General features: G+C 53.6%; 10 protein-coding genes and 1 pseudogene. 2 read left to right on the top strand and 9 right to left on the bottom strand.

What is annotated here, in order from left to right; genetic code table 11:
* Positions 1 to 30: 30 nt before the first annotated feature.
* The 3 genes and pseudogenes from N5098_RS03105 to N5098_RS03095 all read right to left on the bottom strand — a co-directional run bounded on the left by N5098_RS03105 (position 31) and on the right by N5098_RS03095 (position 1,987).
* Positions 31 to 840 (bottom strand): NAD-dependent epimerase/dehydratase family protein, encoded by an 810-nt coding sequence (locus tag N5098_RS03105; RefSeq protein WP_267636235.1) that lies wholly within the window; start codon positions 838 to 840, stop codon positions 31 to 33.
* A 135-nt stretch (positions 841 to 975) separates the two neighbouring features.
* Positions 976 to 1,221, bottom strand: a pseudogene (locus N5098_RS03100) (RNA-guided endonuclease TnpB family protein); the annotation flags it as partial.
* A gap of 418 nt (positions 1,222 to 1,639) precedes the next feature.
* Positions 1,640 to 1,987, bottom strand: coding sequence for a helix-turn-helix domain-containing protein (locus N5098_RS03095; RefSeq protein WP_267636234.1), 348 nt, complete (start codon positions 1,985 to 1,987; stop codon positions 1,640 to 1,642).
* Between the two features lie 1,290 nt (positions 1,988 to 3,277).
* Here N5098_RS03095 and N5098_RS03090 point away from each other — a divergent pair.
* Complete coding sequence (locus N5098_RS03090; RefSeq protein ID WP_267636233.1) at positions 3,278 to 3,796, top strand: phosphopantetheine adenylyltransferase; 519 nt, start codon at positions 3,278 to 3,280, stop codon at positions 3,794 to 3,796.
* Between the two features lie 23 nt (positions 3,797 to 3,819).
* Here the strand turns inward: N5098_RS03090 and N5098_RS03085 are convergent, their stop codons facing one another.
* From N5098_RS03085 to N5098_RS03075, 3 genes are all read right to left on the bottom strand, one after another.
* Positions 3,820 to 5,178 carry an NAD(P)/FAD-dependent oxidoreductase gene (locus N5098_RS03085; RefSeq protein ID WP_267636232.1) on the bottom strand — a complete coding sequence of 453 codons (1,359 nt, stop codon included), beginning with the start codon at positions 5,176 to 5,178 and terminating at the stop codon, positions 3,820 to 3,822.
* A gap of 111 nt (positions 5,179 to 5,289) precedes the next feature.
* Complete coding sequence (gene asd / locus N5098_RS03080) at positions 5,290 to 6,327, bottom strand: aspartate-semialdehyde dehydrogenase (RefSeq protein ID WP_267636231.1); 1,038 nt, start codon at positions 6,325 to 6,327, stop codon at positions 5,290 to 5,292.
* An 82-nt stretch (positions 6,328 to 6,409) separates the two neighbouring features.
* Positions 6,410 to 7,072 carry a hypothetical protein gene (locus tag N5098_RS03075; protein WP_267636230.1) on the bottom strand — a complete coding sequence of 221 codons (663 nt, stop codon included), beginning with the start codon at positions 7,070 to 7,072 and terminating at the stop codon, positions 6,410 to 6,412.
* Positions 7,073 to 7,290: 218 nt separating this feature from the next.
* Here N5098_RS03075 and N5098_RS03070 point away from each other — a divergent pair, with 218 nt between their 5' ends.
* On the top strand, positions 7,291 to 8,133 hold the full coding sequence (locus tag N5098_RS03070) for a hypothetical protein (protein WP_267636229.1): 843 nt from the start codon (positions 7,291 to 7,293) through the stop codon (positions 8,131 to 8,133).
* Positions 8,134 to 8,140: 7 nt separating this feature from the next.
* Here the strand turns inward: N5098_RS03070 and N5098_RS03065 are convergent, their stop codons facing one another.
* The 3 genes from N5098_RS03065 to N5098_RS03055 are packed head-to-tail and all read right to left on the bottom strand — an operon-like array spanning position 8,141 to position 12,263.
* Positions 8,141 to 9,370, bottom strand: a complete 1,230-nt coding sequence (locus N5098_RS03065) for a DUF5305 domain-containing protein (protein WP_267636228.1) — start codon at positions 9,368 to 9,370, stop codon at positions 8,141 to 8,143.
* 32 nt (positions 9,371 to 9,402) lie between these two features.
* Complete coding sequence (locus N5098_RS03060; RefSeq protein ID WP_267636227.1) at positions 9,403 to 11,700, bottom strand: COG1361 family protein; 2,298 nt, start codon at positions 11,698 to 11,700, stop codon at positions 9,403 to 9,405.
* Complete coding sequence (locus N5098_RS03055) at positions 11,697 to 12,263, bottom strand: DUF7344 domain-containing protein (RefSeq protein ID WP_368407987.1); 567 nt, start codon at positions 12,261 to 12,263, stop codon at positions 11,697 to 11,699. The genes N5098_RS03060 and N5098_RS03055 overlap by 4 nt, the downstream gene beginning before the upstream one ends.
* Positions 12,264 to 12,429: the final 166 nt, after the last annotated feature.

Raw genomic sequence — 12,429 nt, 5'->3', positions numbered from 1 at the left:
CAGCTTGCGAGCGACCGTCTGTAAACTGGCTTACGCTGACCCAGTATCGTTCAGCGCGGCCTGTACTTGTGAGCGGAGTGATTCTTTCAGCGGTATCGGGTTCTGGAGACACCACTCTGCAGCCGTAAGTGTTCGTGGAGATGGCGGCGTCCGATCAACAAGTGAGAGCGTCGGCTCTGTGTCCGTTTCTTCGGCAACGACCGTTTGGATAGATTCGCCGAGTTCCAGATTTGTGACGGTGTGTGCGAAAATCGACGACGGTGTACGAACCGTGTACGCATTCGTCCCAATGTCGATAAGCGCCGATGCGAGGTCGCGAACATCAATGTACGAGCGACGGATGTTCCCGTTGTCCCATACTTCGATGTCGCCAGACAGTGCTTCTTGAATCATGTCCTGTGCCTGTCCACGAGGCGCGCCACGTCCGGCGACGTTCGGAAAGCGGACCGTTGTCACGTTGTCGTACTCACTGACCGCCTGCTCGGCAAGGTTCTTGGAGCGGCCATATCGGTTGAACTCGCCTGACGCAGCAACACTGGATGCAAACACAAGCGGAATGTCTGCCTCAGCTGTGGCGGCAGCGACGTTGGCAGTGCCGACAACATTGTTTTCGAGCAGATATGGCCAGTCGTCAACCCAGACATCGGCGTCAGCAGCCAGATGATAGACGATATCCAACTCCTTGGTGGTGATAACCTCCTCGACTCGGTCGCGGTCACGGATATCGTCGCCTGCATCGGCTGTACGGTCAAACCCAATGACATTATGACCGTTTTCTACTAACTGGTCAGCCAACACACCGCCAATATATCCTGCGTGACCCGTAACGAGTGCGTCCATACCTAGTCTTCAGCTATTCTGGTATTCAATGCATCGGGTTACACTCTCCGTAGGCGACATAGCGCTTCACAGAACCGTTTGGCCGGAACTCTAACAGAGAGGGGAAAACTGGACCCAACTCATACTGATGGCAGTAATCTCGTCGGCATCGTAGGTACCATGCAGTTTCGGGACGTAGGATTTGAGCGCGTTCTTCGAGTGGTAATTCAGGTCGTAGGGCGTCACGATGTCGTTGGTGGCGCTCATTGTTGCACACCCGGCGTCGAACGCCTCTCGAAGCGCCTCACGGTACGTCGAAAGTGTCTCTCGAAGCTTCCGCTCCTTGTGGCGCGTCGGTGGTGCGAGCGTGGCCTGCAACGTTTTCATGACGGTCTGGCTCATCGGTTCTGTTCAGCCCCCGAAACACACTTCTCACAACGTTGCCCATCTAGTCTTGTTGTGCTAATTTGGTCGCCGCAAGACTGACAGAAACGCCATTCATTCGGTGGTTCCGGAGGGCCGTATTCTGGTCGCCTTCGTAACTCTTGCTGTTTCTCTCTCTGCCTGCTCCAGCAATCTTCACAGAGCCATCCGTCGTTAGTCTCGTAAAATGTAGGGCCATTCTCTTGTCCTTGCTCAGTTGTCTTCTGGTATGACGCTCTGCCAAAAAACATCGTCTTAGTGTCTATCTGAGCAGTTTTGCTACAGTATTCGCAGGCAACTTCTTGTTCTTCTATTGCCCGTATCATGGTTGATTTTCGACGTACTCTTTCAGGTCGTCAAGCGTCACCTGTCCAGTGGTACAGGTCACGCAAATGGGTTAGTAGAGTTTCGCGTACACGTCTGCAACAGCCTCAGCAACATCGGTATCTGCAATATCGTACATCGGGCTTTGTCCCTCTGTCCGTGTCTGTTCGATGACATCGAGATCTAGGAGGACATCTTTCTTCTCGTACACCGTAGTTCGATTCACACCTGACGCTTCCGAGAGACCGGTTGCGCTCATGTCGTGAGGAGAGGTTAGGAGTGCCGCGATTATCTTCCCGTTCGACTGAGTGAATAGCTTCGTTAGGCGGTCTTTCTCTCGAATTTCGCGGATACGCTTCTCTGTTTCTTCCTTGGTATTCTCAACATTTTCCGCCGGTTCGGTGTCGGAATTTCCTGACATATGTGTTATTTCTATTTTCTACATATATAACACATTCCCCACACTGATGTTAATCAAATCCAACACCATTACACTACTGGCATTAGTTTTACTAAACCCAGGTGTTGGATAAAGCTAACATAGAAGACGTATCGGAGTCGAGCATAGGGTCGGCAATCGCAGTGCGGATGTACGTCTGTCACGAGATTGGCGAGACAGTAGTACGGCGTGATATCCTTGCTGGGCTAGTCTCAGGCGATAACAGAGATTCTAGGCCGCACATCGAAGAGATAGCGTTTTGTTCGACTGGTCTCCTCGTAGCGGATTCGACGACGCAGATGTATGTGTTTTTTTATAACTCCGCTATACATATATACATACAGACGAATGTTGGTCTCCTACGAAAACAAACTCATCACCGTTTCAGCACTCGCAACTGTAGCTGTGCTTTTCGGATTAGCCCTTTTTGAGATGAGATTCGGAGTGTTTGGAGAATGGGTCTACGTTCTGGGGTTTTTATTATGGGTAGCAATCGCATATGCGATTCCGCAAGCACTGTTGATGCGGAGAGACGGAGCTGTATCACGCACTTCGCGGATGGGTGTTTGCACGTTTATGTGTATTATTATCGCCGGACTGTTTTCGAGCGACGTTTCGGGAACCGAGTCCGCGGTTCTCTGGGGAATTGTCGGTGTCTCAATCACGGTTGTTTTCGTTCACGAAGTTTGGATAGGGTATCAAGACTCAACTGTGAGCGAAGCACGGGTAGAAGCTGAACGATCTCTGTAACCCCAAAACAGTGGCCGTGTTGGACCAGTTCCAGAAGATAAACCGGGCCGGTGGACAATCTGGGCATTACTCATATGCCATGTTACAGCATTTCTACTGGATTTCAAAGGACTTCCCCACCCTCTCGTCTCGGTACGCAATTCCAGCTACAGAAGAGCCGTGCCATATCCTGATGTACGCTACTATTTGTGACAGCAAGAATAGAGTTGGGCAGTAGCTACATTGTGTCGAAATATGTGCCCGAACACTAACGACCGACATCATTCCTGGCGGTGTGCCGAGTCAGTCGGCTAACCCTCGTGCGGGCACAGGAGACGGGAAACGTCTCTATTGGGACGGAGTGTTCCCGTCCGAAACTGTCGCATGCCCGGGTTCACCGCGTGTCATCGCACCCGTGTGGGTCCGCTCAGGCGGGGACTAGGGCACGCAACAACGAGTATGGCACCCGTGTGTAAGAACCCATCGCGTAACTCCTCAGTCGAGACCAGTACGTATACTACGACCCAGCGTATAGAACTGAGCGTGACTCGAAGCGAACGGGCGGCGATTCTTGGCGGAACATTCACGCCAGTCCACAATGGGCATCGGGCGCTGTTACATACCGCGTTCCAAACGGCGAGCCACGATGGCGCTGGGGATGGACACGTAGTTGTTGGTCTAACTGACTCTGCAGTGGCAAAGCAGACACGAAGTGACCCTGACCATGCATCCAAGCTCGGTTCGTTTACCGACCGACAAGCGCAACTCGACGAGGAGTTGCAGAAACTCGGGACGACCTACAGCGCCAGCTACGAGATTGTAAAACTCGAAGACACACACGGTCCTGCAGCGTCGCGCGCCGACATTGACGCACTGATCGTCTCACCGGAGGCAAAAGCACAACGCCGGGCCTACGAACTAAACGAGGATCGCGCAGAAAACGACCTCCCTCGACTCGAAATCCATACCGCACCGTTCGTCGTCGCCGAAGATGGCACACGCATCAGTAGCACTCGCATTCGGAACGGAGAAATAGACGAACACGGTCGCTTGTTGGAGTGACAAACAGAGTGCTGAGACAGCCTTCAGAGTGAGTACGCAGATTCTTCGAACTGAACGTAGTCACTGTCGGTAAACTGGCGTCTTGTCTGCTGGTACTCACGGAATAGTTTTAGACCGCTAAGTCCCGATTTGAGAACACCAAATAATGAATACTCTCCACGGTTTACCATCGTATCGGTTGTCTTGAAGGCGCGGTCCCAGTCTGCGGGTCCGTATCCCCGGACTAGGTCGGCCATCGTTACGTTGCGAACCATCTCTGTGTCGAGTGCAGCCTGCCATCTCTCATTGTACTCTTCGAGTCGGCCCTGTGCGGCCAGTTTGCCGGCAATTTTGCCAGTCCTGACAGCAACGTGATCGCCACCCTCGTGGAACGCGGAAGTCCCACCCATCGCACCACCGACTACGGCGATGTTGGCCTGTGTCGGTGACTCGATTGGTCGTGTCGAAGAGATAGCGTACGTCTCTGTCCCGTCACGCTTTCCTCTATCTTCGACGAGCGGGAAGTCATCAATGTCATATTCGGGATACTCCTGTTCGAGGAGGCGCTCGATGTAGACGTTACCGCGTGGAATCTTGTCATCGTCAGCTCGAAGCAGCGACCAGTCGCGGTGGTTGTAGTCGTCGATATCAAGCCCAATGGGCATCGTGAGACCAATGCGTGCGACGCTCTGGTCGTTCGGGAACACCCAGGGGTAGGCAGTATGCCCTGGCATAACACCCCACCAGAACTTCAGCCGGTGTGGGTCATAGAGTTCCTCAGGGACCTTGCGGTGTTCCTGATATGCGATGTGGTTTACCACTGATGGGTCAAGGACATCAGCGATAGATTGCCCCGCAGGAGTGAACTGGTCCAAGGTGTCGATGGTGACGGTTCGTTGGGGGCCATCAGCTAATACGAGAGAGGTGGCTTCGAACTGGTCTCCGCTGGAGAGCGTCAGCGTGTGGCTGTATCCGTTTTCTGGGTTTGTCTCGATATCGGTGACGCTGTCGCCAATCTCGTAACGTCCCCCAGCCTCTTCTGCACGCCCGCGTAGCCAGTCGTCGAAGCGGGCGCGGTGGAATGCACAGCCAAAATGCGGGTAGGCAGAGTCGATACCAGTATTATCGATAGAGATGTCGGCCGACGGGCCGATAAAATCAGCACCTGTTAATCGAGTGAGGATAACGTCGTCCGGAATCTCATCAGGGGTAAAACCCATCAAATCGACCCAGTAATCCAGTAAGCCCGCAGCGTCTGTCGAGTCCGGACCGAGATTCTCCCTATCTGCACGGGGAACTCCTTTTTCGAACACGACCGCGTCGGCTCCATGTTGGGCGGCCGTCCACGCCGCCGAAGTCCCGGCAGGACCACCGCCAACAATTGCGACGTCGATTCGCTCCATATCCACTTACTCTCGCGCGGCGTTTATATTCCCTGCCATCCAGAGTGACAGCGTACGGTTAAAACGCCCGGGGAAGAGGTATGTCTCTGAATACGTCGGGGAAGAATGTGTCTATAGATACCCTTGCTTTGCGAGCAACTCGCCGTTAAGTACGGAGGCGCCGGCCGCGCCACGGAGTGTGTTGTGTGCCAGACAGTTGAACTGCACGCCACCATCAGTCTCTTGGACGCCGCCGGCTGTCACTGTCATCCCATCTTCACGGGTGCGGTCAAGCCGTGGCTGTGGCCGCTTTGCATCGTCGAATACGTGAATGAGGTCATCCGGAGAACTGTGTAGTTCCGCAGACGGATACGTTTCCATCGCCTCAATGATGTCGTCTGCGTTCGTCTCGTCTACGGTATCGACCCACACGTTTTCGAGGTGTCCGTCAAGTGTCGGAATCCGGTTACAGGAGGCTTCGACACGGGCGTCGTGCCACTGCACCTCCGCGCCATCGAACTCACCGAGCAGCTTCCGTGACTCGGACTCCATCTTGTTCTCCTCACCGCCGATATGGGGGATGGCATTGTCGATAATCTCCATCGAAGAAACTCCGTCGTAGCCAGCGCCCGACACCGCCTGTAGTGTTGCGACGGTGACGCGGTCAAGACCGAATTCCTCCTCAACTGCAGCCAACGGCGGGACCATGGTGATTGTCGAGCAGTTGGGATTTTTGACCAACGCTCCGTCCCACCCTCGTTCGTCTCGCTGTACCTCGATGAGGTCGAGGTGTGACGGGTTCACTTCAGGAACTGTTAACGGTATATCCGACGCAGTGCGATGGTTTGAGGAGTTTGAAGAGACGACATAGCCCGCCTCACAGAACGCCGGCTCAACGTCACGCCCGACCCCAGACGGGAGCGACGAGAAGATAATATCAAGATTATCAGAGACTGCTTCCGGCGTCGTCTCGGTCACGGTCATCTCAGCCACGTCTGCTGGAATCGGTGAGTCGATACGCCATTTGGCTGCCTCACGATACGACTGACCAGCACTCGATTCACTCGCGGTAAGTGCTGTAATCTCGAACTCGGGATGTGGGTCGAGCAACTGTACGAGTCGTTGTCCTACTGCTCCAGTCGCGCCAAGAACTCCTGCACGTACTGACATAGGCGTTTGTAGGTGGGAGACACATCAAAATAGTTTGGAAATCGTCCACATATGTGATAGAGCACGTTGCTCCGATAGCAAACTAGGTCAGTGATGCAATTGCACCACAGCTTCCACACCGTACCTGCGTCCCATCGGAGAGTACTTCGTAGCCGTCACTGCCACTCAACAGCCCGCTGTGTGCCCACACCGCGTCACAGTACGGTTGTGGACACTGTTCCGGGATGTCGGCATCAGATGGCGATTGCGCGCCAGTGCCAGATGTCGTATCGTTGCCAGTGTCCCGCACGTCTTCACCAAGCTTCTCTGCGAGATACTGGAGATGCTCGTCTACATCTGTCTCAGGAGGTTGTTCCTCGATTTGGAACCCCTTGTTTCGCGTTCCTCCCTGCCCAGTCAAGAATCGGTCGCCGGTCCATCCGTCGCCACGTTCAACTGTTGACTCACCCTCGTTTCCTGTTTTGGATGACGCCTGCGCCGGTCCAGACGCTGACAGGCTATGTGTCGTGTGGGTACTTCCGGGAGACGTCTCCGAGTCTTGGCCGTCCCCTCCAGAGACCGACCCCGTCGTTACGAGTCTCGCCAGCAGAATAACACTGCACAGAGTAGCGAACAGGATGACCCAACGCTCGACGCCGCTCTCGCCGAGCCCAGCCACGAATAACCGAGTTGTTGGCCAGGATACAAGCCAAAGCGCAAACAGGACGAACAGCCCGAAAGCAACGACGCGTCGCAGGCGGTTCATCGTCTCTCTGTTGGGGCGCCGAGAATAAAAACAGCAGTGCCATACTGTCGCTATGAGTTACCGAGTAACAGAGTTGGTAACTGAACCAATCATAAGCGCCATACTTTCAGAGCCGTTCACCGGTCAACAGCGCCAGACTACCAGAGAGAAACGCAATAACGCACACAAACGACAGACGACAGCGAAAAGGACATACACTGGTATCGTCAACCAACTGTGTGGCCGAATCCAGTCAGAGAACAGTCGGCAAGACACCACGTGACAGTGATTCGGTGCGTTTCTGGTATGTGGTTGATTTGCTCTTGTTGTGTGTTGGGCCGGTTGCGTTACTTGCCGTATTCAGTGTCCCCATTGCGGTGCGCGAGGAACTCGTGTTCCGTATCGCCAGTCCTAGAGTCGTGACGGCGTACACCTCACACTATATTCACCTGACCGAGAGTCATCTAGTCGGAAACCTTGTTAGCTACGTCGTCGTCGCACCGACAGCGTATGTCCTCTGTCTCCAGAGCCATCGGCGATGGCTGTTTAGGAAAGCGTTGCTAACGTTTCTGCTTGTTTTTCCGTTTGCTTTGAGCGCGATGCAACTCGCATTCGACCGCCACCGCCAACTGTACGGGTTTTCGTCAATTAATGCCGCGTTGTTTGGGCTGTTGTGTTTCGCAGTTGTCAGCTACACCAGTACCCACCTTTCGAGTACTGTCGACGAAACTGATGCGCCAGCACTCCTCTTTTTTATTATGGCAATTATCACAGTTCTGTCAGTGCCGTCTCGTGCGTGGATGGGCGAGATTGTGGTCCTCTCTGTTGGGATTGGATTGGCGTACGTGGTAACGTTGCTTAGCTATATCGGCATCCCGGAGTGGGATGAGGTTGTTGATGGCTGGAGTGGTGGTCGTATCGAGGTTGGGCTTCTCGGTCTGGGTGTGTTACTACTGTTCCCGTTTTTCGGCTTTAACCAACAGTTCACCGGCGACGGTGCTGTGTTCGACCTCTACACACATCTTCTCGGATTCTGTCTTGCGTTTATTGTTGTCTACGTGACAGCAGTTATCCTTGAGTAAGCTGCGGTCACTCACTGTTTTCATCGGAGCCAGAGGAAACGCCACGGTCACTCGCGGCGAGGCCCTCGTTGTCCGAGTCAACAGTTGAAGAACCTGCTTGCTCTTCTCTCTGTGCTGACCCTGATGGCACCTGTGTACTAGTACTATCGGTGCTGTCGGTCGCTTCAAGCGGGTCGCTACTAGTCGGTGCTGAGTATGTGTACATAATGTCGTCAACGATGACCGCGTACCGGTCGCCCTCTTCAAGAACACGTCTGTCGCTGTCAATTGCAATATCGACTAGGTCCTCCATCGTCTCGCTGGGGACAACAGTTCGGTTGCCGCTGTCGGGAATCGTGACCGCCGAAATCCACTCATCGAAGTCGTCGCGTTCGCTCTCAAATTCGTGACGTGTTCGCTCGACTTCTGTGACTTGTAACCATCCCTGCGAGCTTGCAATGGCGAGTCCAACTATAGTAAGTACTCCGATAATAAACAGTAGTGGCGCGCCATAGAGTGCTACGGCAGATGGTTCTACCGTTCGGGTTACCGACCCGGTCGCATCGTAGGATTTCTGATCTTCGACAGCCGTGCTGACACGGTAGAGAGCGTCTTGTGGCTCGATTACAAGACGGTCAGTACGGGTATCAGTAAACGACTCACCCGCAACGGTCCCGTCGAAGGTTGTGTCGGCGATAATCAACGCTTCTGTTTCCCCTGGTGCAGCTTTGAGGTCTCTCTCCGCGGCTCGGATACGTTCAAGGACCGCAGACACGTTGACGCGGACAGCCACTGAACGTTGGTCACCGTCGGCAATTGTGGTTTCTTTGGTTTTGAGTGTCTCCGTTGTGTCCCAGAAGATGACTTTTTGTTCGTCGCGTTCCTCGAAGGCGCGGATAACAAGAGAGAGTTCTGTCGAGGCGGTCGCTTCCCTGCCGTCGGTGTTGTCGTGGCCGAGTGTGTAGTTTGCCTCCAGAGTAGGTACAACGGTGGTGAAATAGAGTGGGCGATTTTCGAGGCGAGTCCCCATCGAAAAGACGTTAGACTCGCGCTGGACCGTTCCAGCATGGTCGAACCCGCTTTCGACAGTCCATGTCCCCTCTGTCCGTTGCTCGACGACAGTGTCTGCGCCGTTGATGTGTGCGTCGTAGGCGACGTACCCGCCAAGGAGTGAGAATACGAGCAGTACCAGTAAGACAGCAGAGAGCCAGTCTTCCAGAAACCAGCGGACAGAAAGTGGTATATCAGGTTCGTTCATTTATAGGATCTGGTTTGTCTCTGTCTCTCAGTTCAGAGGTCCGTGATTTTGAACCGGATTCCTCCACCCGGTGGTGAACTGTCCTCGTATTCTATTTCGATCAGTACGTCCTCGCCACTCAGGTCAACGGGGTCATCATAGCGTCCATCTTCTTCCTCAAATCCACGAAGATTCCACCGTGCGTCCTCACCACTTGCTAAGCTCAGACCGGAACCGGACAGATCGACCGTCTGGCTAATTGAGAATCCATCGCTGCCATTGTCTGTGTAATCATAGCTAGTTCCCTCGGTGACAATCCCGAGATCAGGATTGCCGTCGTACTGGTCAGCGTTCGTACTCGTGCTTTTGACGGTGACACTGCTGAATTCGACCGCAGGACCGGATCCAAGGTTTTTCGCGTCGTTGTTCAGGACGTTGAATGCGAGAATGTCATTTGAGCCATTCTCGTTGGCCAGCTTTTTGGAGTCGCGGATGAATTCCAGATTACCGGAAACACCGTCGATTGTCAGCGTTTTGCTCCGTTCGGTCCCGTCCGGCATCTCGAAAAAGAGCGTGACATCGAGCGTGGTGCCGCCGATGTCCGTTTTGTCGCCGACTTTAATCTCACTGACTTCTGTGCCACCCATTGTGATAGACTTGTTTCCACTTCTGAACGCTGTCAGCTCTACTGTTGCGGTATCACCAGATGCCAGTGTCTCGGTGCTTCCGTTTGGCCCCATGTCGAGGCGGTCACTCTGGCCGTTGTCATCGATAAAGTACGGCGGACCATTGTTCTCCTTGTTGTCGTAGTCATGGTCACCTCTGGAAGCAGGGTCGTACTCGTCGGTAACCCAGATGAACGCTTCCTTGGTGTCGCCTTGGACATCAGTATTCTTTATGCGGTCGGCGGACGTGTTTGTGCTCTCGACCCGGATACCAGTAAACTTGATTTCTCTGGCCCGGTTGTTCACAATATCGAAGACGACATCCTGTTCGTAGCGGGCTCGTTGGCCGGTGTTTGCCGTCCCGTCCTCATATTTCACCTCGCCGCTTACGTCTGTCGTCGCAGTGTCGCTCGTGTCCTCGCTTGCAGCCGTCAGGTCGTATGGTCCGGGGTTGATATTATCTGTATCCCATTCGAGTTGTATCTGTGTCGTTTCGCCGGACGTGAGTGCAATTGTCTCGCTATCAACTTGCCCCTGGCCTGCGACATCGAGCGTTATCGGCTGGATGTCGCGCTGGTCGCCAGTGTTTTCGATTTCGACATCAACAATAGCAGTATCACCCTTGTCGACCGGGCTGTCGTAGGCGAAGATATCGACATCAAAGGTTGCTGGGTCAGCCGCCTCTTCAAGAGACTGGAACTGGAGCCACGAAACCTTCGGGTTGTACGTTCCGTCCGGTGGGATAATACTCAGATCTTTGCCATCTACAACTTCAACGGTGAAGTTATACGTCTCAGCATTTTCACCCGACGGACGGCTCCCGTCCGCAAATTCCGGGTCACGAAGCGGGACGACAGCGGCTCCGCCATCAACATCGAAAGAGTACTCTTGGTCGAGATAATCCGGGTCGTGACACCGCATCCGCACGTCGTACCAGCCCGCTGGAAGGTCAATCTTCCAGAACGCATCTTGGGAGCTATCGTAGCTTGTCGGAATTCGGCTGTTAATGACAAAGTGGTTCAACGTATTTTCCTCAGTCGCTGAAACCGTGTTGCGATCCCGTGATTCTGTAGTTTGGTCACGATTCCAACCGTATTCGAGTGTCGACTTCGAATCGAACCCATCACGTAGCGCGAACTGATTGCCAGTGTCTGGGATGAATCCCAATGGTGTTGTGGTGCTCGCTGTTTCGAAGTTGAGACAGTTTACGAGCGAGATGTCGATAGTACGAGTGGCCTTGATGTCGGTGTCAGAGTTGTTCGAACTCGACGCGAAAATCTCTAGTTTAACAACGCCAGACTGTTCCTCACAGCTACTGCTTGCGCCGGTAATTGTGGCAGTCAGCGTTCCAGAACTGCCAGGATCTAGCGAGTTGGGCGTCGTTTCGACTTCGACGTTGAACGGAAGAGCTGGGTTGTTCTCGACGGTTGCAGAGACTGTGTCCAGTTGTTCACCAGTATTGTTCGTCAATTCGACCAGCTCTCTGGTTTCGGCTTCGAAGACAAGCTGGCCTCCAAAGGGATTGATGCCGAGCAATGCGTTGCTGTTTGGTCCGTCACTCGACGTATCAACATCGGTTGTGCGGTCAACGTCAGTTTCAGTAAACCCGCCGGTACCCACTGCGAGCAGGCCGGCACCACTCCCGATAAGTGCCAACGCACTCCGGCGCGTCCACTTCTTGCTCATTGCCCGATATCAGGTGGCGTCTCCGCAGCTCCGAGACGCATGCGCTGGCTCTCCCAGACGTGGTACAGAGCTGAGACCGAAAACAACCCAACGACAATCCCACCCCACGCAAGGTTGGGAACGCTCGCCGGGAACACACCCATGAGCACGGAGGCCAGTAGTGCTGCTGAAAATGCTGAGAGACCCAAATAATACTGTCCCCACGGAATCGATTGTTCGGGAACAACATCCAAATACACGTCGAGATTGGTCGCTTCCTCGGTCAGCGTTACCGTTCCGTTGTCGTAGTTGATGACTCCCGCACGGTCCATCGTCGGAAGGTGTGTCTGCTGCATCGAGGTGTATACGCGGTGTCGCTCGTCGGACGTGATTTCGGCTAAGCTTTTGCCATTCTCCCAAGCTGCAATCTGCTCAGCAATATCCGAAAGTTCTAGAGATCCATCAGTCTGTTTTGCAATATGCAATGCGTATCTACGGCGGTGGTTACTTAATAACTCAAAAACCTCGTCTCGTGTAAGCCCCGAATTATTCTTTTTTTCATGATTCAAATTGCTGGTGGCCATCTGTTACTAATCGAGTGATTTGGATACTAAACAGTATCGGTGAGTCTTAGTAAGATGTAAAACTCTGGAAATAAGACAATGATAATCCTGTTTTACTATTGAGTGATTACCGCCGCTTGTACTCCGTTTGTACATTGGGTTTATATGTGGTAACTCACTGGTTGTG

This window comes from Halovenus rubra, from assembly GCF_026586665.1.
Lineage (GTDB): Archaea > Halobacteriota > Halobacteria > Halobacteriales > Haloarculaceae > Halovenus > Halovenus rubra.
This window is presented reverse-complemented; position numbering and strand designations above follow the sequence as displayed.